The organism is Pontibacter silvestris, from assembly GCF_020907275.1.
GTDB classification, from domain to species: Bacteria; Bacteroidota; Bacteroidia; order Cytophagales; family Hymenobacteraceae; genus Pontibacter; species Pontibacter silvestris.
Genome location: NZ_JAJJWI010000009.1, coordinates 1 through 26,163 on the forward strand (window position 1 = coordinate 1; position 26,163 = coordinate 26,163).

General features: G+C 41.9%; 21 protein-coding genes and 2 pseudogenes. 9 read left to right on the forward strand and 14 right to left on the reverse strand.

Annotation, left to right across the window (positions count from 1 at the left end; all coding sequences use genetic code 11):
• Together LN995_RS09685 and LN995_RS09690 are read left to right on the forward strand one after the other, a co-directional pair.
• Window positions 1-271 (forward strand): annotated as a pseudogene (locus tag LN995_RS09685) (hypothetical protein); the annotation flags it as partial.
• Window positions 240-1,265: an alpha/beta hydrolase family protein gene (locus tag LN995_RS09690; protein WP_229960752.1), complete on the forward strand. Its 1,026-nt coding sequence runs from the start codon at window positions 240-242 to the stop codon at window positions 1,263-1,265. The pseudogene LN995_RS09685 and the gene LN995_RS09690, both read left to right, overlap by 32 nt.
• Window positions 1,266-1,427: 162 nt before the next feature.
• On the opposite strand, the gene yidD is transcribed toward LN995_RS09690, so the two are convergent.
• The gene (gene yidD / locus LN995_RS09695) at window positions 1,428-1,625 is read right to left on the reverse strand and encodes a membrane protein insertion efficiency factor YidD (protein WP_377469788.1); all 198 of its coding nucleotides are present in this window, start codon (window positions 1,623-1,625) and stop codon (window positions 1,428-1,430) included.
• Between the two features lie 191 nt (window positions 1,626-1,816).
• Window positions 1,817-2,618: pseudogene (locus tag LN995_RS09700) on the reverse strand (SDR family NAD(P)-dependent oxidoreductase).
• A 207-nt stretch (window positions 2,619-2,825) separates the two neighbouring features.
• Here LN995_RS09700 and LN995_RS09705 point away from each other — a divergent pair.
• Window positions 2,826-3,626 carry a PorV/PorQ family protein gene (locus tag LN995_RS09705; RefSeq protein WP_229960756.1) on the forward strand — a complete coding sequence of 267 codons (801 nt, stop codon included), beginning with the start codon at window positions 2,826-2,828 and terminating at the stop codon, window positions 3,624-3,626.
• Between the two features lie 186 nt (window positions 3,627-3,812).
• On the opposite strand, the gene LN995_RS09710 is transcribed toward LN995_RS09705, so the two are convergent.
• Complete coding sequence (locus LN995_RS09710) at window positions 3,813-5,060, reverse strand: cation:proton antiporter (RefSeq protein ID WP_229960758.1); 1,248 nt, start codon at window positions 5,058-5,060, stop codon at window positions 3,813-3,815.
• Window positions 5,061-5,133: 73 nt separating this feature from the next.
• Here LN995_RS09710 and LN995_RS09715 point away from each other — a divergent pair, with 73 nt between their 5' ends.
• On the forward strand, window positions 5,134-7,224 hold the full coding sequence (locus LN995_RS09715) for a ComEA family DNA-binding protein (protein ID WP_229960760.1): 2,091 nt from the start codon (window positions 5,134-5,136) through the stop codon (window positions 7,222-7,224).
• Between the two features lie 15 nt (window positions 7,225-7,239).
• Here LN995_RS09715 and sigZ read toward each other — a convergent pair whose 3' ends face one another.
• The 10 genes from sigZ to LN995_RS09765 form a co-directional block, all read right to left on the reverse strand.
• Window positions 7,240-7,866, reverse strand: coding sequence for an RNA polymerase sigma factor SigZ (gene sigZ / locus LN995_RS09720; RefSeq protein ID WP_229960762.1), 627 nt, complete (start codon window positions 7,864-7,866; stop codon window positions 7,240-7,242).
• Window positions 7,867-8,376, reverse strand: a complete 510-nt coding sequence (locus LN995_RS09725) for a GNAT family N-acetyltransferase (protein WP_229960764.1) — start codon at window positions 8,374-8,376, stop codon at window positions 7,867-7,869.
• Between the two features lie 80 nt (window positions 8,377-8,456).
• Window positions 8,457-8,915, reverse strand: a complete 459-nt coding sequence (locus LN995_RS09730; protein WP_229960766.1) for an ArsI/CadI family heavy metal resistance metalloenzyme — start codon at window positions 8,913-8,915, stop codon at window positions 8,457-8,459.
• Between the two features lie 254 nt (window positions 8,916-9,169).
• Window positions 9,170-11,035, reverse strand: a complete 1,866-nt coding sequence (locus LN995_RS09735; RefSeq protein ID WP_229960768.1) for a DUF3857 domain-containing protein — start codon at window positions 11,033-11,035, stop codon at window positions 9,170-9,172.
• A gap of 97 nt (window positions 11,036-11,132) precedes the next feature.
• Window positions 11,133-13,229: a T9SS type A sorting domain-containing protein gene (locus tag LN995_RS09740; RefSeq protein WP_229960769.1), complete on the reverse strand. Its 2,097-nt coding sequence runs from the start codon at window positions 13,227-13,229 to the stop codon at window positions 11,133-11,135.
• Window positions 13,230-13,703: 474 nt separating this feature from the next.
• Window positions 13,704-15,692, reverse strand: coding sequence for a DUF3857 domain-containing protein (locus tag LN995_RS09745; protein WP_229960771.1), 1,989 nt, complete (start codon window positions 15,690-15,692; stop codon window positions 13,704-13,706).
• A 652-nt stretch (window positions 15,693-16,344) separates the two neighbouring features.
• A complete protein-coding gene (locus LN995_RS09750) occupies window positions 16,345-16,713 on the reverse strand; it encodes a hypothetical protein (RefSeq protein ID WP_229960773.1) in 369 nt (122 codons plus the stop codon).
• A gap of 174 nt (window positions 16,714-16,887) precedes the next feature.
• Complete coding sequence (locus tag LN995_RS09755) at window positions 16,888-17,685, reverse strand: TIGR03915 family putative DNA repair protein (RefSeq protein ID WP_229960774.1); 798 nt, start codon at window positions 17,683-17,685, stop codon at window positions 16,888-16,890.
• Between the two features lie 20 nt (window positions 17,686-17,705).
• Entirely contained in the window at window positions 17,706-17,843 is a 138-nt protein-coding gene (locus LN995_RS09760; RefSeq protein WP_229960776.1) for a hypothetical protein, read from the reverse strand.
• Between the two features lie 93 nt (window positions 17,844-17,936).
• The gene (locus LN995_RS09765) at window positions 17,937-19,202 is read right to left on the reverse strand and encodes a putative DNA modification/repair radical SAM protein (protein WP_229960778.1); all 1,266 of its coding nucleotides are present in this window, start codon (window positions 19,200-19,202) and stop codon (window positions 17,937-17,939) included.
• Window positions 19,203-19,461: 259 nt separating this feature from the next.
• Here LN995_RS09765 and LN995_RS09770 point away from each other — a divergent pair, with 259 nt between their 5' ends.
• From LN995_RS09770 to LN995_RS09790, 5 genes are all read left to right on the forward strand, one after another.
• On the forward strand, window positions 19,462-21,351 hold the full coding sequence (locus tag LN995_RS09770; RefSeq protein WP_229960780.1) for a BamA/TamA family outer membrane protein: 1,890 nt from the start codon (window positions 19,462-19,464) through the stop codon (window positions 21,349-21,351).
• Window positions 21,352-21,481: 130 nt separating this feature from the next.
• Window positions 21,482-22,360, forward strand: coding sequence for a CvfB family protein (locus LN995_RS09775; RefSeq protein ID WP_317206942.1), 879 nt, complete (start codon window positions 21,482-21,484; stop codon window positions 22,358-22,360).
• A 118-nt stretch (window positions 22,361-22,478) separates the two neighbouring features.
• Entirely contained in the window at window positions 22,479-23,150 is a 672-nt protein-coding gene (locus LN995_RS09780; protein WP_229960782.1) for an oxidoreductase, read from the forward strand.
• A 43-nt stretch (window positions 23,151-23,193) separates the two neighbouring features.
• Entirely contained in the window at window positions 23,194-23,979 is a 786-nt protein-coding gene (locus LN995_RS09785; protein ID WP_229960784.1) for an SAM-dependent methyltransferase, read from the forward strand.
• Between the two features lie 115 nt (window positions 23,980-24,094).
• The gene (locus LN995_RS09790) at window positions 24,095-24,601 is read left to right on the forward strand and encodes a hypothetical protein (protein WP_229960786.1); all 507 of its coding nucleotides are present in this window, start codon (window positions 24,095-24,097) and stop codon (window positions 24,599-24,601) included.
• Between the two features lie 616 nt (window positions 24,602-25,217).
• Here LN995_RS09790 and LN995_RS09795 read toward each other — a convergent pair.
• Complete coding sequence (locus LN995_RS09795) at window positions 25,218-26,159, reverse strand: succinylglutamate desuccinylase/aspartoacylase family protein (protein WP_229960788.1); 942 nt, start codon at window positions 26,157-26,159, stop codon at window positions 25,218-25,220.
• Window positions 26,160-26,163: the final 4 nt, after the last annotated feature.

Sequence of the window (26,163 nt, forward strand, 5' to 3'; positions counted from 1 at the left end):
TTCTATTTACAGGGGAGCTGACAGTTTCTGTCATAACAGCATTTGCACAACAGGCACCACAACCAGATCAGAGCGTGTAGTTGGTGACTGGAACGGTTCACTAAGTGTAGCCGGAACGCAAACACCACTGGTTTTCCACATCAGTGCTGCTCTCGGTGGCACGCTTACAGCAACAATAGATAGCCCCATACAAGGAGCTAAGGGCATTATTCCTGTACAATCTGTAAAGCAGTCTTTATTTGGACATAAAAGCCATAAGCGGTGCTTATGAAGGCAAACTTACAGGAGCAGAAACCATTAATGGCCTTTGGAAACAAGGCGGCCAAACCTTCCCACTACAACTGAGAAAGGGAGCTACTACGCCTCTAAAACGTCTGCAGGAGCCGGGAAAGCCATATTCATATCAGGAAACAGAAGTTACTGTAGATAATAAAGGAGCTGGCATAAGACTAGTTGGCACACTAACTTTACCACAAGATAAAAGTCTGTATCCTGCAGTACTATTGCTTACTGGCTCCGGACCACAAGACCGCGACGAGACCACACTGGGGCATAAGCCATTCCTCGTGCTGACTGACTACCTAACAAAACAGGGCTTTGCTGTGCTTCGTCTCGATGACCGTGGCATAGGTAAATCAGGAGACAATTATGCTACAGCAACCACAGAAGACTTTGCTTCAGATGCACAGGCAGCCTTTAATTACCTGAAAAACCATAGTAACGTAAACAGAAACAAAGTTGGCCTGCTGGGCCACAGCGAAGGGGCTTTGATAGCCACTAAAATTGCCGCCTTAAATAAAGATATTGCCTTTGTAGTATTTATGGGCGGCAGCGGCGTACCTGGCACAGAGTTACTGGTTGCTCAAAACGAAGTATTATATAAAGCCGCTGGAGTGCCTCAGGAAACGTTGCAGAAACTGCTCCATGTACGGAGAGCACAATTTGAAGCGGCTGCATCTACTTCAGAAAATGCCGTTGCAGCAGAAACAATAAAGAACCTAGAAGAAAAGTTACTCTCTAATTTTACGCCAGCAGAACAGAAAGGTCTTGGCCTCTCCGATGAGAACACAACTGCTATTGCAGCACAACTTACCACCCCTTGGATGCGCTACTTCCTAAACTATAATCCTGTTGCGGATATCCGAAAACTTAAAATGCCTGTGCTTGCCATCGCAGGTTCTAAAGATCTGCAGGTACCTGCTCAGCAGAACTTACCAGCCATAGAAAAGGCCTTACAAACGGGGGAAATAAGAAGTAAGCCATAAAAGAACTACCTAACCTTAACCACCTGCTCCAAACAGCCAACACAGGACTTCATACAGAATATGCTCAAATAGAGGAGACAATTGCTCCGGTAGCATTAGAGACAATCAGGGAATGGATGAAAGAGGTAGTGAAGGCTAAGTAATGTAACCTTCAATTTTTAGCTAAGGCACCGGATCATAACCATTTCCACCCCAGGGGTTACACCTGCCAATGCGTTTTAGCGCCATCCATCCTCCCTTAAAAGGGCCATATTTATTTACAGCATCTACAGCATATTGGGAACAAGTAGGCGTGTAGCGGCAGCTGGCTGGCGTCAGCGGCGATATCATATTGCGGTACACCCAGATTAACCCCAGCATTATTTTCTTAAGAATCCAGTTCATGATTTTGTTCTGCAATTAAACTCTATTTCAACAGTTTAACTATAACATTATTTCTGTTAGAATAAGTTAACAATTTTACAGAGGTAAAAGAATCCTTTACTATAGCTTAACATCTTTGACTGACATATTTATTACAATCCCAAATGCTGGATTTTCACCAAAGCCATCTAAACAGAAGCCACAGAACCACCATCTACACGTAGATTAGTACCAGTAATAAAAGACGCTTGCTCTGATGCTAAAAAGACAACAGCTGCCCCCACTTCATCTGTTTTTCCTGACCGGCCAAGTACAATATCAGGGCGGTTCTTTTCAAGGAACTTCTGTTCTGCATCTTCTTTAGAGATACCTTTGCTTTCCGCCTGTTTCTGCATCATGCTATCCACCAGCGGCGTGTAAATAAAAGCAGGTGAAACAGTGTTTACTAAAATATTGCACTTACCTAGCGATTTTGATAAAGCTTTACTAAGGTTGATGACGGCAGCTTTAGTCAGGTTGTAAGGAACCATATCAGGGTATGGCTGCAGCCCATTTTCAGATGACATATTAATGATGCGCCCCCAGCCTTTGGCTTTCATGCCGGGTAAAACAGCTTTTGTTACCCGCACCATCGACACCACGTTCAAGTCGTACAGTTTCAAATAAATGTCTTCTGAAATATCCTCAAAGTCACCTGTTTCTCCTATTCCCCCTACATTATTTACCAGTATATCTACATCTCCTACCTCGTCTTTAATTTTCCTTATCAAATGATCCACATCCTTCATCCATTACGTTGGCAGGAACAGGTAACACCTTATTTCCGGTTCTTTCTGAAATTTGCTGAGCGGCCGCTTCCAGTTCTTCTTGGTTTCGGGCACATATTACGACTGTTGCTCCGGCCCCAGAAAGTGCCAATGCAGCACCTCTACCAATTCCTTTACTACCTCCTGTTACCAAGGCAACTTTATTCTTCAAATCAATTTTCATAACGAGAAACTTAAGTAGGATAAAACATCTTTCTCTTCTTAAAAGAGAATAAAGGCAAAAGGTTTTGGGAATATGTAAGCTCCGACAATCTGTTTATTATTAAATCCTTAACAAGATGTAAAGAAATGTTACTCAGCCCGTACACCTATACAACAAGACAAAGTTAAAAGCCAACCACATGGGATAAATAAACTTTTACAAGTTAATGTGTACTTCTCGCTCATCTTGCTTCCCTGTTTAGCACAGGCTCAGGCTGATGTACCCTTTGGTGCCCGGGCAGCAGCGTTAGGCAACGCATCAGTAACACTGCCAGACCTATGGGCATTGAACAATAATGTAGCAGGCATAGCCAGCCTGGAGCAGTTGCAAGCCGGAGTCTCTGTAGAAAATCGTTTTGGTATACAGGCATTTACCACTACAGCACTACAGGTAGTTCTTCCTACTGCTAAATACGGTAACTATGGTGTAAGCTTAAGTAGGTTCGGAGACCACCTTTATAGTCAGCAGCACATTGGCTTAGGCTTTGGGCATAAGCTGGGGCAGTTTAGCTTAGGCGTAAAAGCAGATGTATGGCAGGTATCTATAGAAAACTATGGCAGCAGAAAAGCATTTACGCTGTCGATAGGCGGACAGGCAGAAGTGGTGCCCGGGCTGTATTTTGGAGCTTATGCTCAGAACATAAACCAGGCGAAACTAGCATCTTTTGAAGATGAACGCTTACCGACCATCATGAAAGCAGGTCTCTCTTACCGACCATACGCAAAACTATTATTAGCTGTAGAAACAGAAAAGCATATTGATTATCCTGCAGATTTTAAAACAGGAATTGAGTACCAGTTATTACAGGACAAGTTCTGTCTCCGTACTGGCTTCACTACCCAAACACAAAGAGCAACTTTTGGTATTGGTTTTCTTGCCAGGCAACTACAGGTAGCTTATGCCTTCGGCTCTACTACCTTACTTGGAGCCAGCCATCATCTCTCTGTCATTTATAGCTTTGTAAAGTAATACCTTGGGGTACAAACATTCGCAGGAGCTATATACGCTACAAGTTCTTTGCTTTAAGTTTGTTGTTCTACAATACAACCAGATTTAAGATCATTATGTTTTTTTAAAACCGACCCGGTTAAATAAATCTTATAACCTTTCAGGTGGCTTACAATTACTTAAAAGAAGCAACGGCACAAGAATATTTTACGCCTTTATTTTCCCGGATACTCTTCTTATAAATGGGTCTATAGTCAGCCCTTGTAAGGTCAGCGACAGGAGCACTACAGTATAAGTAACTGCTGTTATTATTTCCCGCTGCATCCCCTGTGTCAGCGAAAGTGCCAGGGCTATAGAAATACCACCCCGTAAGCCACCCCAGGTCATGATAGATAAAGTGTTTGGGGCAAAAGTTTTATTTAACCTTAAAGCAAACGATGGAATAGCCAAGGCTATGTAACGCACCAACATTACAATAGCAGTTGAAATAAGCCCGACTACCACATAATTAGTGTGGAACTCAATTAACAACAATTCAAGACCTATTAATACAAAAAGCACAGCATTGAAAATTTCGTCTACCATCTCCCAAAACTTACCCAAATAATCGGCAGTTATCTCGCTCATGGCATGCTGTGTGCCTTGGTTACCAATAAAAAGACCTGCCACTACCATTGCCAATGGTCCGGAAAAATGCAGATACTGCGCAATACTGTATCCACCTGTTACCACAGCCAGTGAAATAAGCACTTCAGTCTGGTAGTGGTCAATTCGTCGCATAAGATGGTAGGCCATGTACCCTACTGCTAAACCTAATGCGATACCACCTCCTACCTCTTCCAGAAAAAGCTTCCCTATAAAGCTTAACTCTACATCTCCGGCACCTTGTTGCGCTATCTGAAAAAGAGAAGTAAACACCACTACGCCCACACCGTCGTTAAAAAGAGACTCTCCTGTTATACTTGTTTCTAAAGACTCTGGAATGTCAGCTTTCTTAAGAATACCAAGTACAGCAATAGGGTCTGTAGGCGAGATAAGTGCCCCAAAAAGCAGGCAATAGATATAATCTATTGGCATGTTCATAAACTGCAGCAGGTAGTAGAACAGAGAGCCTGTCACAAAAGTAGATATCAGCACACCAATTGTGGCAAAAGCCAGAATCGGCCACTTAGACGCCGCCAGTTTTTTCATATCGGTATGCAGCGCTCCGGCAAATAAAAGGAAGCTCAACATAAAATCCATCAGAATTTCGGAAAAGTCAATGTCGTTCAGCCTGTCTCGCACTACCTCTATAAAGTTTGGCGACAGAGCTCCTATACCCTGCACAACCAATGACACAAAGAGGCCCGCCAACAGTAAACCAATCGCACCAGGAAGCTTTATGTACTTTTGATTGATATAGGCAAAGAAAGCTGAAACAACAAGTATAGCAGAAAAGATATGATAAAGTTCCATGTAACTATTTTAGTTGATGTGCATTATAATCATTAATGCCTGATAAGACTTAAGAAACTAGGTGCTGTTGCCTATGGTACGATATTTACCACTCTGCTGGTTTACTTTTTATTTGATATGCCCGTTACAAGCACAGGATTACCCGCGCCAGAGTGTTGATTTTGATTTGCTCGTACAGGAGCTTTTTGCACAACAGGAAGATGAGGACATCCCCTACGAAGACTTTTACGAAACACTGTTTCTCTACTACCAGCGCCCATTAAACCTGAACAATGCTACGCCTGAAGAACTGGCTTCCCTGTTCATTTTGTCACGCCCGCAAATTGCCTCGCTTTTCAAGTATATAGAGGAAAACGGCAGGCTCCTAAGTATTTATGAATTACAAGCTGTACCAGACTTTGATTTGGTTACTATTTATCAACTGGTGCCATTTGTAAGGGTACAGGATGCAGGGCTTCAGGCCGACCAACGGCCACTGTGGCAGCGTGTAATAGGTGAAGACAACAATGCCTTGATAATGCGGTATGAGCGCACACTACAACAGCGCCGCGGCTATATGCCTGTTGACTCAGGCGGCCGGTCCAGGAGTCGTTATTTAGGCTCTCCTGAAAAACTGTACCTTCGCTACCGCGTTAGCCATGCCCGCGACTACAGCTTTGGCATTACAGCCGAGAAGGACGCTGGCGAACAATTTACCTGGAGCCCTGAAACCCGACGCTATGGATTCGACTTTTACTCAGCTCATTTGCAGCTTTACAATAAGGGCAAGTTTAAAGCCATAGCCCTTGGAGACTATCAGCTACAAATCGGGCAGGGGCTGTTACTATCATCGGGGTATAGCGTGGGCAAGGGCAGCGAAACCATCAACACTGTTAGCAGAGCTAACCTTGGTATCAGGCCCTACAGTTCGGTGCTGGAGTACGCCTATTTCCGTGGCGCAGCCGCTACCTATAATTTAGGAGCAATAAATGTTACCAGCTTTTACTCTATTAAGCGTGTAGATGCCAATTTGCAGGCTCAATTGGATACGCTGGAAAGTGTTGGTGACTTCTTTACAGGTATACAGACTACAGGCTTTCATCGCACACCAACGGAACTGGCTAACAAAAGAAGTGTACGGGAGCAGACTTATGGCGCTAATGCCAGTTATCAGTCCCGCGACAGAACATTGAACATTGGGCTAACTGCTATGGGTACTCATTATAGTTCGCCCATACAAAAAGCAGGAGCCCCTTACCAGCGCTTTGAGTTTAATGGTACAGACAATTATAATATTGGCACCAATTACAGCTATACCTGGCAAAATATATACTTATTTGGAGAGACAGCCATAAGTAAAAGCGGTGGCCTCGGAACAGTTAATGGCTTAGTAGCAAATCTTTCCAATAAAGCTGAACTCGCTCTGCTCTACCGCCATTACGCCCGCAACTTTCATTCGTCTTACGGTAATGCTTTTGGGGAAGGCACCCGCAATATCAACGAAACAGGCTTTTATACAGGCATCAAACTAAAACCTTTTTCTAAGTGGGAGTTAACTGCTTACTATGACCGCTTCCGTTTTCCGTGGTTGCGCTACCTGGTGGATGCTCCCTCTTATGGAATCGAGTATTTAATTCGGCTTTATTTTCGTCCATCTAAGCTAACATCGCTCTACGCACAATTCCGCACCGAAAGTAAAGGCCGAAATTTTGCTAATAACACTACTAACATTGACTATGTAGCACAGGCAGTAAAAGTGAACTACCTTCTTTACTATGAATTTTCACCTACAAGGGTTATAAACCTGAAATCGCGGGTACAGTTCAGCAGCTTTGAGCAGGAATCGCCCAAATCTACTGGCTACCTGATTGCGCAGGACATTAACCTTAACTTCAGCAAGATACGCCTTAGCACCCGTTATGCTATTTTCGATACAGACAGCTATGACACCCGCCAATATGTGTATGAGCGTGATGTACTTTATGCTTTCTCTATTCCAGCCTTCAGTGGAAGAGGCACCAGGTTATACACGCTGCTTCAGTTCCGCCCACTCCCTGATTTGGATATCTGGATTAAATATGGCCTTACACATTACCGTAATCAAAGTAGCATAGGTTCTGGTCTGGAAACGATAGAAGGAGCAAGAAGATCAGATGTAAAAGTGCAGGTGAGATACAAGTTCTGATATAGGACTGTTAAGTCAGAAGTTGAAAGAGCTTTCCCTCAATTCCCCTAATGGTTTACAGCCAGCTTTGACCTGTGCGCCTACTATCTGGCCGTTGTGGCTGAACTCCAAGTGACAGCATTCCATAAATAATTGCTTTAACTTTTCACGGCCTCGTTGCACCCTTGACTTAGCACCAGAATAAGACATGCCTAACCGTTCAGCAATCTCTTTCTGGCTAACTCCCTCCAAGTCACTTAACCGGAGCGGCTCAGCATATTCAGCAGGTAACAGGTTTATCAACGGTAGTACCAGTTCTTCCAGATCCCGCCTGGGCTGCTCCGGCAAGTCCGCTTTCTCCAGATAGTTTTCATCTATACTTTCATAACGGCTGTGCTCCCGAAAGAAATCATATACGGCATTTCGCGTAATCTGATAGAGCCAAGCTTTTATGTGATGCACTTCCTGCAATTGCTCACAATTTTTGTAAAGCTTCAGGTAAAGCTGCTGCAGTACTTCATTTGCCTCGTCTTTGTCTTGTACCCGTTTCAGTACAAATGCTTTCAGTTGGGCCTCATACTCCATAAAAACAGGAGCTACTATAGTGCATAAGTTCTGTGGCTCACAGCGGGTTCGCCTGGGAGTATTACAGCAGTTTTCCATTTATAAACCTACTTTATTGCTTCGCTTCTCTAACAAACATATATCGCGCCAATGACCATTAAGTTTACCCAAACGCTCCCGTACTCCCAGTAGCTTAAAGCCACAACTTTCATGCAATTTTAAGCTGGCTACATTTTCTTTTAGAATTCCAGCCTGAAGCGTCCAGATGCCTTCTGCTTCGGATACATCAATCAGTTTATACAATAGTTGTTTCCCTAAACCTTTTCCCTGATAGGCCGGATGAATATAAACACTTACTTCGGCCACTCCACTAAAGATACATCTGCCTGAAACAGGTGTAAGAGCAGCCCACCCGGCTATCTTTCTGCCTACCATGGCTATTAAGCGGCTATGTTTCAGATGCTCTTTATCCCACTCTTCCCAATCCGGAACTCTTGTGTCAAGCGTGGCATTACCCATAGCTATACCTGACCTGTATATTTCCGCTACCTCTTTATAATGCTCAGGTAACATTGCCACAATTGCTGCACTTACTGCTGTAGATTCCATAATTGAAAGACGTTAAGGACGCAAGATCAGTAAAAGTAATGCTTTATTACTATTACTGATCTGCCCGCTCTACTACTTTGTTATTTTACTAACACATGCCCAAATGAATTTATTGAATATTTACCAGGCTCCAAAGTTTCCTTTCCTGGATGAGCATTTCTTCCCTCGCCATACACTGTCACTTCTCCAAAAGTATAAAATGTTTCCCAGTCTACTCCCTGTGGGTCTGTTATCCACGACTTCTCTGATTTGGCATAGCAGCAGGTGCATTTTCCCTCTTCCCGAATTACTCCTTTTGCCTTCTTCATGTTGATATATACTTGGGCCAGTTCATGCTCATTCTCTACCTGTATACCTAAATGCTCAATGCCAGCATGTTCAGGATGAAGTGATATAGCAAAATTAATCCTGGGGTCTTCCAGCATCCACTTTGCATAGTCATTTTTTTGTACAGTTGGCTCAACTGCAAATAAAGCCGAATAAAAATCAACTGACTCCTGCAGGTTATTTACCCGAACATTTACGTGAAATCTTTTCATGGCTGTTTTGTTCGTCTTGAAGGTGTTATAATTTATTTTACACCCTGATGACGGAGCCATTCCCGAAAAGACGCAGCTTTCAGAAGAAATATTTAAATATTTTCTTACTTGCATTCATATGTGCCACTATTTTCCTGAATCACTTCAATGGCACCAGCGGACATTGCCCAGGTAACTATAACAGCTACTTTATAAAATATTAGAGCCAATAAGTGCTCAGACTTATTGGCTCTAATATTTTGTACTCAATAACTTTAATTTATATTCTTCACAAAAACTACCTTATCCCCATCAGCTTTTACAACATTGTTCAGAAACTCTACCAGCCTTGCATAAGACTCGGAGCTAAAACGTCCGTCGTACATCTGCATAGTGCGGATGTAGGTTACCTCCGGGCCGTTAACTTTTATAGTAGCCTTATACTCTCCGAACTCTGACTTATGCACGACATCCTGCGGCTGATACTCTAATGTATAGCCTACAGGTAATTCGAAAACAACAGAGTCTGAATCGAAGAAGGCCATATTGCGTACTACATCGGTTTTTCTCTTCTCAGGTTGCGGAGGAATGTAAGTCCATTTACTCATTAGGTTTGGACTCAGAAACATACGCTTACCACTTATGGTAGCACATTGGCGCAAACTCAACTCCAGCTTTTCTGTTACAACTGGCAGGCGCATTTTCTGTTCTTCAAACCCATAACTCAGAATTTCATAGGAAGGAACTTTTATCTGCTGATACAGCCATTTCTTCTGGTCATCGGGCTTTAAGCTATGAATTGCCTGGCTACGAGACTCCTGCTGCTCCCCTGTATAAACTGTAGTTACTGTTGCCGTACCATTACCTGCCTCATCCAACTGCACCTTAATATTTCTCTTCTGCGCATTGTCTTCAGCCTTGTAGAACTGCGTTTTTACAAGCTTTCCGCCATCAGGCGTAATTAGAAGCGCGTGGCGGCCACCTGTAAAGCTACCGGAATAACCAGCAGCAGTTGTCTGGCTCGTACACTCCAGCCACAGCGTATCTTTCGGCAAAGGCACACACAATATAACATGGTTAAACTGGCTACTCGGGAAATCTGTAATAACGTCCGTAGCACCATCTCCGGCTCGAATCAATGCCTGGTAAGAGTCCACACCAACAGCTTTCAGCATAGATTGCGTATAATTAGTAAGGGCTTTGCAGTCGCCGTAGCCTTTGCTATCTACAAAAGAAGCCTCAAAAGGCTGCCATCCTCCAATACCTAGTTGTATAGAAACATATCGGGTTTTACCCTGCAGGTAATCATATAGTTTCTTAGCCTTTTCTTCCGGTGATGTTGCCCCGACTACCATTTCCTGCAACTTTTGCCTAGTAGCTTCCGGCAGTACATCACGCCCTGTGTTAAGCTTATTTACCCACTGCCCGTAACTTTGCCAGGTTTCCATATTCCCCTGATAGCCCTCCACCTCAAAATATGTGGGTGCTGTGCGTACTTCGGGTACCAGTTCCGCCAGAGACGGGCCATAAGGTTCTTCCACCACCGGCGCCAGATCCTTTACCTGCCACAGGTACACATCATATGTAGGGGTGCTTTCCTGCGTTACTTTTTCCTGCAGATTATTCTCGCGATAGCGCAGTTTCATTCCTTTTGGCACCTCTACCCGTAGCAATGCCTTCTCTACTGATAGGTCTTCCTCACTTTGCGGGCGCCACAGCGGATAAAACAGCATATTCTTAGTTGTTACCTGGTATTCGAACTCTACTGTATAAGGGTAGATCGTATAAGTCAGGTTAGCAATCTTTACACGATTATCTTCAAACAGCGAAAAGTCGGACACTGAGCTGATATCTATAATATCTTTATTCTTCAGTGTTTTTATTTTCTTACCTGACTTGTCATAAGAGGTGCCTGTAATATTATCAACCTTACTTAATTTATCGTAAGGCACATAGAGCTTTGCATGATGCTTTCCGTTTTCGTTAAGTATGGTAATGGTAGCTTTGTACTTAGTAACACCACTGCCAATGGAGTTTACAGTAAATACTGTTTCCTCTGAGCGTATAATAGCGTTGGCATCTTTAGTAAGGTCAACAAGGGTAACTGCTTTTGCGGGAATGCTGGCCAATGCTTGCTGCATTATGCTTGACAGCCCTAGCAAAAGCCATATAAAAGAGTAAAGGAGCTTCATTATGTTTGTTTATACGATATATGGCTATTGTTATTTAAGTTTAGAACTACCTTTTCAGGATTTTAAAAGTTTGTTTGCAGCTTTCTGATGACACCCTCAAAAAATATACTCCTGCTGCATACCTATTCCCAAGTTCTACCGGAATCTTATTCTCACCTGCATGCGCTTTAACCTTATCTTCTAAAACAACCTTTCCAAGAGTGTTCACAACACTTATGTTTACTTCTTCTTCAGACTTAGATGTGATGCTGAAATTGAAGGAACTCCCGAACGGGTTTGGATAAACAAGTGCCTTTTGATCCTGAACCTCAAACTCAACTGATTTTATTGCGGAATAGGTTACTTTTCCATCAAAGTCTGTTTGCTTTAGGCGGTAATAACGTGAGCCACTTTTTCCTGCTTCCTGGTCCAGGAAAGAATATGAAATAGGCACCATTGAATTCCCTCCGGAAGAAGACTTGATGAAAGCTAAAGTCCTAAAAGATTTTGCCTCATTATCTGACACCTGCACTTCAAAACCAGCATTGTCTCTTTCCGAAGCAGTTTGCCAGGTTAGCTCAACGTCATTGTTTTTTCGCTGTGCTTTGAAGTAAACGAGCTCTACCGGGAGTGAATCGCTTGAAAATTGCAGTACCGTAATAGACGCAGGATCAACTGTAATAGAGAAACCTGTCTTATTACTACCTTCATCTGCCTTTATTGATCCAATTGACTCAATAATGTCAGGTTCAATATCTACAATAGAGCTTCCTTTAAAGACAGACACACTTGCTGAACCACTATTACTAAAATTATTCAGGTTAAGGGCTACTTTCTTAGAATTCTGATCGTCCTTATTAATTAAGAACACATTTAAGTAATTCTCGTCTTTAGTGGCATAAGAAACAATATAAGAACCATCAGTAGCATTTGTAATAGATCCAACTTTATCTAATAAGTACTTACCCCATAGTGATATCGCTTTTCCATTGGCCTGTAAACTGCCATCGCTGCTAAGGGCGTTATAAATAGGTAAGTTAAACTCATAGTTATAATTAAAATACCTTGTAGTCCAGAACAATGTAAAGTCAACTTTATCATCAACTATTTGTTTCCCAATAATATCAAAAGCAATTAAGGCATGACCCACATCGTTGGCCCAACTAGTCCAGCCTTGCCCTTTCTCAAAAAAAGGCCCCCAGTCCATTGAGTTAGTCTCTGAAATTAATAACCTGACTCTATCTCGTGCATATGCACTATTATTGATAGCTTCCTTAGCCTTTCTTATTTCTTTGGTTAAATCAGGGACACCATCTTTATAATCGTTGTAACCGTCCCACACATATACAGGAAAAGCACTTATACCTAAGTAATCAATCAAAGAAGCAGCTTTTTCGTTATTAAGCAAAGTTGCCCACCAGTTCATGTTGTCCCTGTTCAAATCCTTACCATTTACAACTATTTTAATATCAGGATCTGCTTCTTTCATGGCAGTGGCAAAATCGATTACATCATCTCTGTACTGAGCAGCCGTAATAGTTTTATTCCACGATTCATTCCCAATCATCCAGTATTTAATATTATACTTGTGATCTTTCGCATATTTTACCCACGCCTTTGCTACTTTAATTAAGTAGCTTCTTGAAGCTAGAGAGTCCCCTTTACAATTACTATCCCTGGCTTCGTACTGCCCGTCTCCATTAACTACAATAAATGGTTCAGCGCCTGTGTAGTCTACTAATTTCATGAATTCTTCAAAATCAAGGGTAGTTTCCTCTAGTGTTGCAGTATCATCTTTGGTAAACTGAAACTCTGAGTTAGGGAAATAACATTTTCCCTTTGAAGACAAAGAAGGATTTATGGATGTAAAAGGAGATTGTGACCATAAATAATTATCAGCTTTTTCACCTCCCGGAAACCTTAACATGCTAACATTCAAATTCTTTAAAGCATCTTTAGTAGAGATAGTACGCCCTTCAGGATCATAGCTATCATCGTCCACCAAATAATCCATATTGATACCTATTGGATTGTCTGATAATACCTTTGTTAGTTTATTTGCATCTACGTTTATAGTATAAGTATCCTGAGCAAAACCTTCTATAGTAAAAGCTATTAAAGGAATTATAAAAAGAAGCCTTTTAATAAGGTATGATTTAATCATTATTCTGTTTGTTTTAAAATAGATATTTTGGCTTAGTTAAGATAGAGTGTCACGGAACAGGAACAAGCTTTCCAGTTAGGCACAGGAACACCGATTAGTAGTCTAGTTTGAAACTATCAAATATTATAGGTAATCTGATACTTTTGAGGGAAGACAATTTACTACAGAAGAGACCAAAGTAGTAGCATTTAAATTTAGCCCCATACTTATATCTGGTGTACTCCTCCTGCACAATTCAACTTGTTTGATTAATATGGTAAAGCGATTTACTAAACAAGCATTATAAAAAACTATTTTCATACTCTTTTGTGGAAATTCTGCTGCTAATGAGGGCATAAATGTATCAAAAAAGATCAATATTTTCTACTGTTTATCTCATAGAAGTAACATACTGCCGCCATACATACCCTCTTGTAATATGCCCGCCACTCAAGTTCTGCAATAGAGTGACGGGCGAGAAAACAGGGAAACTCGTTATTCAACAGCCAAACTCTTCTTCAATACTATATTCTCTGCATGTTTTGCTATTATCTGATTATAAAATTCTTTTAGATACGGGTATTCCTGTGCATAAAACATAGGTTTGCTAATACTTATTTTACTCATTACCTCTAAGATGTTCCCTTTCTGTTGAACAATGTAGATAAATTTGCCGCCACTCTCCGGCAACGCCACTGAAAGACCTTTCGGCACTTCATCTAGCTCATATCCCTCAGGTATAACAAACTTACAGATGAATGTTTCATCTATTGGAGCAGCAAAGTCAACAGGGTACGTGCGTTCATTAAGCTTAAAAGGGTTTTCTTTTTCACCGTGGCCTACCATCGGGTTCAGGTAGATAACGCTGTTTGCCTTACCGTTTTCGTTTGCTGTTATATCATAATTAATGGCAAGCGCCTGGGTAATCATGTCGAGGTTCTTGATTTCAGGTTTGCTTATTTTATAATCTCCAAAATCTTTTGCAATACGTTCCGCATATTTATTTTCGCCTTCTTCCAATATGTTCTTTCGCATGTAAAGAGCTTCATAACCTCCTATAGATTCCGTAGCTTTCCCTTTGATTTCCCCGTTGCCGTCAATAGAAAGTTCTGCACTAAAAAGTTTTACATAAGGTAACACAGGCTTCAGTTCAACCCATCGCTGGTCCTCTTTTTTGATCAAACGTCCTACTCCATTAAGACAGCGCACTGGCAGCATACCAGCAGGAAGAAGTGGCTCAGTAGCATCTAACAGGTATTCCTTATCTGCTACCTTTACCTGCGAAACCACATAGTTAAACTTGTTTAGCATAGGCGAGTATCCTTCAAAAACACGCCCATGGTCTCGTGTACTAACTAAAACAGGAGCAGCATCTAAGCCAGCCTCCAGTAACATAGCTGTCAGCAACAGGTTTATTTCGGCAGAACTGCCCGTACGGTTGTCGTAGGCTTTGCGGATTGGGGCTTCTGTATATACCCTATTCTTACCGTTCCATTTCATGTTACTTTTCACCAGGTCATAAATGGCCTGCATTTGCTCTTCTGCACCTGTATGCTTGGCCACAACAGCTGCAATTTCATCTTTAAAAAATCCGTTACGGTTCAGTTGTGTTCCAAACCGGTCACTTTTAAGCAAATCATTTGTAACGTCCTCCCAGTTACCTGTCATGGTCTTCTGCAACTCACCCGGAAACTTTACGGATTGTAGTTCAAACTCAATCTTAGCCTGATAATCACTTAGAGTTGTGATATACTTTTCCTCCCGCAGTGCCGGCACATCTTTCATCATCCATACATAGGCATTATTGTCTAACTTGGCTCCTGTACTACTCCCTGGCGCACCAACTGTCTTTTCCTGCTTTGAGTCGTAAAAAGGCACATAACCTTTTTGCAAGAACTTATAGTCAAAATATTCAGGAATTTTTACACGGTACTCACTCCAGGCAACAGGTATTGTATGCTGAAACTCCCAATCCCGCAGGTTATAAACGAAATCAGACAATATTGTATAAGAGAACTCAATAACAGAACCTTCTTTCACGTTAGGCATCGTAAACTTTTTAGCAGACCAGTTCTCGTTCATCTGCTCATCAAAAGTCACCTTAGATTCCAGTTTGTCTTTTATTATTTTCCCGTCTTCAATATTATAGGTAAAGCCTTTTATAGAGTTAACCTTCTCTCTATCAGTCCCCCTCTGAAAGTATGGGATTGATACGTTTGCCCAATCGTACCCTGACTTTTTCAGGATTTTGATGCGCGTATGCCGTTCAAACACTATTTGAAATCCACTGGAATAGGTAAAATAAGAACTTCCATAGTCTGATAATATAACAGCCGTAGCACTTGTGTCTTTTTCATAAGACTTCATAGTTAGCTCGGCTTCGCTTACTTTACCAAACTTAGCCGACTGCGCCCTGACATGTGTTACCTCCAGAAAGCCAAAAAGAAGTGCTAAAGTAAAAAGCGTAGAGGTTATTGTTTTCATAAGCAATGTTTATTTGTATAAAGTTTTTTTAGTACACAATTCTTCGTCTGAGTATAAAACAAAAGCATCCTGCAGGGCTTATATTTATTACGTATAAAAATACATATATTTTAATATATTATCCCAAAACAAAATAAATTATTTATTAAATTTTAACAGCAGAATACTAAATATAGTGTTGACTTAGCTTTTTCAGAATTAAAATAAGACAGGCAAAAGCAACTAAGATGTTACTAACTGGCACTTTACTTAAACCATCAATCTAGCAGAAGATTTTAGAATTGTTCTTTGGGGATATAATAATATTGGTTTATTATTGATGGCATTAGCAAACAAGACAGCAATAACTTTACCGACAGCAGATAGCTTGCTTATAAAGCCTAGGGAAAACCTTCTATAAAAGAATACTTGCTTTAGAACAATCTATTTAAAATTCTCTCAAAAGAGAGTAGTAACCTAATCCACTAATTATTTTTAGCTTTATTATCAAGCTTTACGACTTAAACTAAGCTTATAGCTAAAAAGCGCATTTACCTTTCTCAATCGAAAAGTGAATGCGCTTTTTAACTTTAAGCTCATAAAAGAATCTGACAGCTTTTAAAACAAGCTAATGACAAGAGAGGCAAGAGCTATTCATTGCCTTTACCTTATGTTATAGATATGTAGAGAAGTTTTTCCCATCTTGCCAAAACTCGCGACAGGCTTCGCGTTGTGATTCAATAAAGTCCTTATCTTTCTTTAAGTCTTTCCAATTACCATAACCAAGGCGTTCGCACAGCCGGAAAAAACTATCTCCTTGATTCTTCTGGCCTTTAACACGGACAAGACTACTAAGAAGAGGTCGACCTGCTGAGTGTTCCAGTTCAGATATTTCGTCAATTACATCGTTTAACAGGTAGCGCTCATGAGAATTTTCTAAGTTGAGCCCAAGCTCAGCTTCAAGAATCAGGTTCTGAAAAGACATCAGATGTGCTCTACCACGAGCCACTTGAATGAGTTTCTTTCTTACGCGTGTGTTCATGGAGCAAAGTGTTTTTTATGTGCAGCAACAGTAGCTTTATATCTATTCAGATTACCTTAAAAAGCTTACTACACTTTTTATCATTAAAACAATATATATTCCATTTTACGTATATATATTAGCTTTTGTTGCAGATTAAGCGCTTTTTTTTGCAACAAACTAAACCTATGTCCGTTACATTAGCCGCTCAGATTTTAAATCGATTTTAGGTTGTTTTTCGCTAAGGTATTTCCAGTAGCGTTTTGGCATGTGGCGCTGGTGTAGCTTTGGGTTCTTCCGCTCAGGAATATTCACGTGATCAAAATATACCTGCCAGAGTTGTTTATATTTATCCTCTTCCTCATCAAGTACATTACCTAGCAAAACAGCTTGCAAAGCTTTACTGCCTGTTTCCTCCAAATCGATCAATAAAGTAGAAGCCAGATCATAATATGCTCCGTATTTACGGTGGAGGTCGTAGATTACCCAGCGCTGATCTGCATACCGTTTTTCAAAATGGTTTATAACAATTGGTAAAACATTAAAATCCGGAGCAATAGTAGCAAAATATAAGCCATCACTTGTTTTCTGAAAACGAACAAAAGCCTCCATCCTGTGCTTCTCACGATGCACCTGCTTATGTACCTGCTGCAACTGCAGTACACAGGGAGCAGCATAATTTCCCTCTATACTTACAGGACTATCAAACACTAACTTAATATAATCAAAGACAAGCATTTCATAGCCTTTTTGCTCCCACAGAAAAGCATAATATAAAGCCTGCTGCGCCTCCACTGATAGCTTTTTTTGCAACCCCGACCATACCCGACTGGCTTTCTGATCATCGGTTACGACAGTTATGCTCTCACCAAACATATCAGGCTGCACCAAGTAAGCGCGCGCTATACTTACTGGCCAGGCTTTACGCTCATAAGCTTCAAACACTACTGTCAGCAGCCCTTCAAAAGTGCCATCGTACGTGTACAAGTACATGTTTAGCTATTGTTATAGCGCTATTGCTTAGAGGTATTACTACGTGTTTTATCATTGTTATGAGCCTGAGCTCTGCTGGCAAGGCTTTGTAGCTGTGGCACCAGCATGTTTAATTTACAGTAAAGCGACACACGGGCAACTTTCTGATTATTTCTCATGACAATTATTTTTTTAGGTTGGATTGATGTAGGAGTATGGATTGATGTGACTGTTTTCTTTTTACTTGCGGCCATTCTTCATTATTCTAAAAATTAACCTACCTGCCGAAACAGGTCTAACTGCTGTGTTAGCAGAGAACTGCGTACTGCCCCATCACCGAATAATATTTTTCTGCGGATTACCTGCGAATCAAAATCGTGCCGGTGTAAGCTTTTTGCCTGGCAGGTAATAAAATACTTGGCTCGTTTTAATACCACTCCCATCTGGCGCAAATGCTCAAAGCTTAACTGCGCAAACCGACGTGCTGACACTATTTTTTTTGCTGATTTTACACCGATGCCAGGCACACGCAATATCAGCTCATAATCAGCAGTGTTTATCTCTACCGGGAACATATAGCGGTTACGGAGTGCCCACGCCAATTTCGGGTCTATTTCCAGATCCAGGTTCGGTTGCTTTTCATCTACTATTTCACTTGCCGAAAATCCATAGAATCGCATGAGCCAGTCTGCCTGGTAAATGCGGTTTTCCCTAATAATGGGAGGCCCTGTTATAATAGGCAACCGGCTATCGCTGCTTATCGGCACATAACCAGAGTAATAAACCCGCTTAAGATTGTAGTCTTTGTACAAGCCACTGGAGAGTTGAAGTATTTGGTGGTCGTTTTCTGCAGAGGCTCCTACAATAAGCTGCGTACTTTGGCCTGCCGGAGCAAACACAGGCGCAGATTTAAACAACTTGCTTTCTTCTTTTGCCTGTACCAGTTGCTGTTTTATATTATCCATCGGCAGCAGAATTTCTGTATAGTTCTTCTCCGGTGCCAGTTGCTTTAGACTTTGCTCCGATGGCAGTTCAATATTCACACTTAACCTGTCAGCATACAGCCCTGCCTCTTTTATCAGTTCTTCGCTTGCACCTGGTATGGTTTTTAAATGGATATAGCCATTAAACTTCTGTTCCTGCCGTAGCTTTTTGGCTATCCGCACTAGGCGCTCCATTGTATAATCAGCATTTTTAAATATACCTGAGCTAAGAAACAGTCCTTCTATATAATTGCGACGATAGAAATTTATTGTCAGGTCTACTACCTCCTGTACAGTAAAAGCCGCTCTTTGCACATCGTTACTTTTGCGGGTAACACAGTAAGCACAATCATAAATGCAGTAATTAGTAAGCAGAATTTTGAGCAGCGAAACACAACGGCCATCTTCGGTATAGCTATGGCAAATACCCATACCCTCAGAGTTCCCCAGGCCTTTATTGTCATTCTTACGCTTTCCGCCACTGGATGAGCAGGAAACATCATATTTAGCAGCATCTGCTAATATCTTTAGCTTATCACTTATCCTGCTGTCCATATTATACTTATATCTAATTTCAACGAGATAAAGATAAGAGACGCTTCTTTTAAAAACCAATATTATTAGCAAAAGTTATTAACATGTTTATCAACAAACGTTAATGACTAATAATATTAGCATATTGTATTATTTTTACCGACAAATAATAGCTTAGCAAAAGTTGTACAATTTTTGTGGCAGAATATTATCAGCAATACCTAAATTAAAGCGTTATATTAGTAGGCTTTGGCCGCATATAGCGGCTATTTATTTATACATGTTTCTTCTGCACCTTACATTTATTCGCTCACAACTGGTGTGCCTGTTAGGCATATTGCTTCTGTCTGCGCATGTATGTTGTGCCCAGGAGGCGTCTCAGATAAATAACGACAGTACGCAAGCAGATTCGACCAGAATGAAGTTTGATGAGCGTGTAATGGAGAACCTTCGTCAGATATCGGAGCGGAAAACAATAATGGGTAAGTTCCTAAAGGCCGTTCTGGATTTTGACCGGCACAACGAAGAAGTAGCAGGGCTAGACGCAGAACTGATAAAGCGGGAATATGAAAAGCATAATTACAAGATTGTACGCCATATTGAGATCAGAACCCTAGACCCGCTGGGCTACTCTATTAACGACACGGCACGTGTGCCTCGAAACTTTCTGGAAAAAGCAGGCAATTCACTTCATGTAAAAACCGGGCGCAGCCTTATCCGCAATAAACTGCTTTTCCGGAAGAATGAGCCCCTGGAGCCATTAGCTCTGGTAGAATCAGAACGTTTACTTCGCCAGACGGAATATTTACTTGATGCCCGCATTATTGTAAATGAGCAGACTACAACAGATGACAGCGTTGATGTATATGTTTTAGCAAAGGATATTTTTAGCCTTGGGGGCTCAGGCTCGTACTCTCCTTCTTCCGGATCCGGGCGTATAGCTCCGCGCGAACTTAACTTCCTTGGCCAAGGGCATCAGCTACGCACCTCCTACCGCTTCGGAATGAACCGCCCCCGCCCCTGGGAGTTTGACGCTTCCTATAGCGTAGAAAACATTGGCAGGTCATATATCTCTGCTGATGTTATATATTCAAATCAAAACTACTATAAAGAGAAGAGCGCCTATTTAAGCAGAGACTTCTTCTCTACAAATACTAAATATGCCGGTGCCGTTGGCCTAAGTTTAGTGGAGGAGCGCCTACAAATGCCTTCTTCACCTACAGACACAGCTGTTGTCTTTGGCAAACTTACCTACAACAGGCAGGAGGCCTGGCTGGGGCGCGCAATAAAGCTTAAAAACTACAACCTCGGGTATGAAGCAAAAGGTCGGCTAATAGTTGGCTTAAGAGTTATCAATACAGATTATAAAACTACTCCTACCGAAAACTTTCAGGACAATACACTAATGCTTGGCAGTATTGGTTACAGCGTTCGGAAGTACTATAAAGATCGCTTTTTATTCGGATTTGGCCGTACAGAAGACATTCCGGCAGGTACGTTTGCCTCTCTTACTTATGGTTATGAGAAAGGAGCTATAAAAGACAGGCGCTACTTTGGAGCTACCACTTCGCTCGCTAAGTACAGCGCTAATTTCGGCTACTTATATGGCAGTGCTACCTACGGCTCTTATATCCGGGACAATAAATGGGAGCAGGGTATGCTGGATGTTCAGTCGATGTACTTTACAAGATTGTTGGAATGGGGCAACTGGAAGCTGCGCCACTATGTAATTGGCCGCGCCACCATTGGCATTAACCGGAACCCGGAGGAGTTACTTTCTATTGACAAAGAGCTTGGCTTGCGGGGCTTCCGCTCTGAGTTTGTGCGTGGGAGCAGGCGTGCCGTGCTGAATTATGAAGCAAACCTTTACACTCCTTTCACATTGTTCGGCTTTAGGTTAGCTGCTCTTGCGTTCGCCGATGTTGCCTGGCTTTCAACAGGCAATAAAAGCTCTCCTTTCAATGAATCTCCTTACCGAGGTTTTGGGGTTGGTTTGCGTTTCCGAAATGAGTACCTTTCCTTTAGTACCATTCAGATCCTGATTGGCTATTATCCCAAGCTACCTCAAAACGGCAACATGGATAGTTTTAGAATCTTTGGCTCCAGCCGTCCTTATTATGACTTTACTGACTTCCGCTTTACCACCCCTGGTGTGGTTGAATTCCGTTAGTCTATTAACAACTATCAACTTATATTAAATTACATTCTATATAGGAAATAACCCATCACAGCCAGCTACTTTTAATTTAATTAGGAGCAATGGCGTATCTTCTTTCCCACGGATGCCGTTTTTCTTAGCTTTGCAGAACATACTTAATCAAAGGAACAATACGATGGTAGAACTTGGTAATTATAACGAACTGGAGATAGCCCGTGAGGTAGATTTCGGCGTGTATTTAGCATCAGAGGATGGCGACATTCTGCTGCCTAACAAATACATACCTGAAGATGCCAAAATTGGAGACAAACTACGCGTGTTTATCTACCGTGACTCCGAAGACCGTATGATTGCCACTACCCTGGAACCTTATGCCACCGTTGGTGAGTTTGCCTGCCTTACCTGCAAAGACGTTACTCCGTTTGGAGCCTTTTTGGAATGGGGACTGGAGAAAGACTTGCTGGTGCCACTCCATAACCAAAAAGACAAAATGAATGTCGGGCGCAAGTACTGTGTGTACCTGTACCTGGATGAAACTTCTGACCGTGTAGTAGCTACCTCAAAACTGGGTAAGTATCTTCAGAATGAGAATATTCAGCTTACAGTGGGGCAGGAAGCAGCTTTAATGGTAGCCGGCTTTACAGACATTGGTATCAAAGTCATCATAGATGGCAAATACATGGGTATGTTGTTTAAAAATGAGGTGTTTCAGGATGTGCGCTTAGGTGATAGACTAACCGGGTACATCAAAAACATCAGGGAAGATAATAAAGTAGACGTAAGCCTGCGTAAACCAGACACAACTGCTAAAACTGAAGTAACTGATGCGTCTCAGAAGATTCTGGACAAACTTCAGAATCAACCAAGTGGGCGCCTGCCTCTCTCGGACAACAGCAGCCCCGAAGAAATTTATCTGGCGTTTGGCATGAGTAAGAAAACATTTAAGAAAGCGATAGGCACTCTTTACAAAAATGGTCAGATACAGTTGGCTGAGGACCATATTCGCCTCGCGTCACGTTAAAGATGCTGAATTCTTCCATTTAAGTATAATGGAATAATATATTCCTAAGCTTATTTATTATATTTAATAGACATTATTTCTGAAGAAACGTACTGTCTGCGTAAGCTTAATGCTAGTTATGGAAAAAGTAAGAACCGCCCTGATAGCCGGAGCCAGTGGCTTGGTAGGTAGCCATTGTCTGAACCTGCTGTTAAAAAGCAACAGGTACAGCGAGGTTATTTCTATAGGCAGACGAGACTTGCCCATAATTCACCCTAAACTGGACCAGAAAGTAATTGACTTTGACGACCTGAAAAGCTATGCGCACGACCTGGCTGCTGACGATGTATTCTGCTGCCTCGGCACAACTATAAAGAAAGCAGGTTCAAAAGAAGCCTTTTATAAAGTTGATCACACCTATGTAACGCAATTAGCTGAAGTGAGCAGAAGCAGAATCACCTCACAGTTTCTGGTTGTGTCGGCTATGGGTGCTGACAAAAGCTCCCTTATTTTCTATAACCGAGTAAAAGGCGAAATGGAAGACGACTTACAGCAGATGGAATTTAATACCATACACATTTTTCGCCCATCACTACTGCTGGGCGAGCGGGACGAGCAACGCACTGGGGAAGACTTCGCATCCAAGGTGATGCAACCATTAAGTAAATTTATGGTTGGCCCTTTACAGAAGTACAAGCCTATAGAGGCCGAAGCTGTTGCCAAAGCCATGTTATACGCAGCTTCCCAAAATCTTTCAGGTGTGCACGTTCACCCATCAGACGAAATAGCCGCCATGGGTGTAAAACTATAGCTCATGCGCTACCGTACAGGCTACGCAAGATTTAGTTTACAATATGCAGCCACACCACATACAACATGTTTTCCCAAAAGCATCTCACTACGACCCGGAGTGGGTGCGCAGGCATTCCATGGGAGAAAACGTACTCTTTAATCTCGAGAGCCTTACCAAGTCCTTAAACCTGAAGCCGGGCATGCGCGTGCTCGACCTTGGCTGCGGCAAAGGCATTAGCTCTATATTTCTGGCCAAAGAATTCGGGGTAACTGTTTTTGCTGTGGATGATGCCATTTCAGCCAGCGCCAACTATGAACGCATTATGAAAGAAGATTGCGCTCATAAGGTAATACCTGTACAGGCCGATGCCCGCGCCTTACCTTTTGCCGAAGAGTATTTCGATGCAGTCATTGTCATAGACTCCTACACCTACTTTGGCACCGACGAAAAGTATCTCCCTTATATATGCCGCTTTATCAAGCCTGAAGGATACATAGCCATTATAGATGTATGCTTTACCCAGGAGATTAAAACACTGAAACAAGTCCCTGAGTTTCTTAAGAAGGACTATCAAAATTACTGGTACTTTATACACAGCATAGACTGGTGGCGTAAACTCTGGGAGAAAACAGGCCTGGTACATATAGAAGCGGCTGAGGAAATAGCAGAAGCAGCTTTAGTTCGCCAGGAGTACATCCGCTACTTTGAAAACGAGGACAAACAAGATCCTTTTGCCAAAGCCATACAGCTTGACCAAGAGCATTTTATCTCTTTCTTCAAACTTATTGGTCGCCGCACTAAAAAAACAGCTTACCTCCAGACTTATAAATCTAATCAGGGAAAATAGTATTTCTTATACAGAATTAGGGTTTTACTACGTTAGAAGTTTTACTTTTGCAGCCGCGAAGGGCGGGGAAATTTTTCTCAGCTGCATCAAATTACCTAACAATGTTAAAACACTAATGAAAACTATTCTACGGATTTCCGCCTTCATGGCACTTGTGCTACTATTAAACCCTACCGCCCAGGCCCAGAGCAGCGGCTATACAACCGGAATCGGCCTTAGAGGTGGCGATGCATCTGGCCTTACCATCAAACATTTTATTGATAACGAAGCTGCCATTGAAGGCATCATCAGCTCTAGTTTCCGCTACAGAGGTACTGTTCTGACTGCCTTGTACGAACTACATGCTCCTGCTTTTAATGTTGAAGGACTGCAATGGTACTACGGCCTGGGCGGGCACATTGGCTTTTATGATGGCTATTACTATTACCGTAACCGTGGCAACAAGCGCTATGAGCACAGAGACGATAATATTTTTGGTCTTGGTATAGACGGTATAGTTGGTTTGGAATACTACATTCGCGAGATCCCTTTTACTATTGGCGCAGACATTAAACCACAACTAAACCTGCCCGCAGGCGGCGGTTTCTGGAATTCAGCCCTGCACGTAAGATATGTGTTTTAATTGTTACGATATAAAGCTTTTAAAACAGTAAGCGCCTGCTGTACTTTAGCAGGCGCTTACTGTTTTAAGTTCTCCTAAGAAGTTGCTTAATACAGTGGTAGCATATTTTTCATGATTTATTAAGCTTTCTTTCAGGAAGGAACAACTGTGTAGCTAAAGCAAGCACTTACTTTTTGGACATGAAGCATCTAACGGATTAAATTGCATAGCAACTGCTTTACTAGCATAATACATAAATATAATGCAATAGAAACTACAACAGAGTAATGTGTTATCGTATCTCTTTTTCCTTACAATCCATACTCGATAAATTTCATATTTGATGAGTAACATTATAAATAAATTCCCCAACTGCTCTACCAGCCAAATAACAACGTCCTACTATTGCTCCTCCTATCTCTACAGCAACTATTAGCCTGTCTGAAGGGCAGCTTCAGTTTCTTTTAAATCACTACTGGAAATTCCTAAGCGTTTGTGTATTCTAACTTCAATGATTACATATTGTCAGTTTTTGTTTCTCAGGTAGCTTTTCTGATCAAAACCAAACTAACCACTGTTGGTAACTGCAGTGGCTAGTTTATTTCTATACTTAACTTAAAGAATATAACCTCCAACTTCAATAAGCAATATGCAGCAAGGCATCGCCTTGGTTTACTACAGGCATGTTATTAATCCCAACTACATAACCAGTGGCAGGAGCAGTCAGACGTACTTCCATTTCTCCATAAGGGTCTGTAATGCTGCCAATATGCTGGTTCTTCTTCACAAGCTCTCCTATCTTAACAAACGTACGCCATAAGCCTGCATTTTTAGCACGTACCCAAACATCTTTCAGACATAGTACCGTTTCTTCGGCAGCAGGGGTATAATTAGCCATCATGCCCAGGTGGTGCAATAAACGACAGGTTCCTTCAATACCAATATTTATGCCCTTCTCATCAAAACGCAGGCTTTCTCCTGTTTCATAAACCAATATAGCTTTGCCTAGCTTAGAAGCTTCTTTCCGGAGAGAGCCTTGCCTGTACGGTGAGTTCATGATAAAAGGTGCCGCAAAAGCCCTTGCCAGCTCTTCGTTACGCATGCTGTCTGTTAAACAGCGTATCTGTGGATAGTTAGCACGGCTGGCTCCGCCTGTATGAAAATCAATGCCAAAATCTACATATGGCACTACCTCTTTCATGAAACGATATGCCATACGGCTGGCGAGGGAACCTTCTCGATTACCCGGAAAACTGCGATTTACGTCCTTACCATCCGGCATTTCCCTGGAAAAGTTAAGGAAGCCGTAAATATTGAGCACGGGTACAGCAATGATAGTGCCTTTTAGCGGATAGAGCATTTTTTTGCTCAGCATACGGCGGATAATCTCAGTTCCGTTCACCTCATCGCCATGCATGCCTGCCATCAGCAGCACCACTGGCCCATCATGTACCGAGCGAAAAACATAAACCGGAATTTCGATTACAGTACCGCTCGGCAGCTTACTAATTACTAGCTTAGTTAATACTTTCTCTCCCCGGTCTATACTTTTACCGTTGATAACTATTGTTTCGGGCATGCTA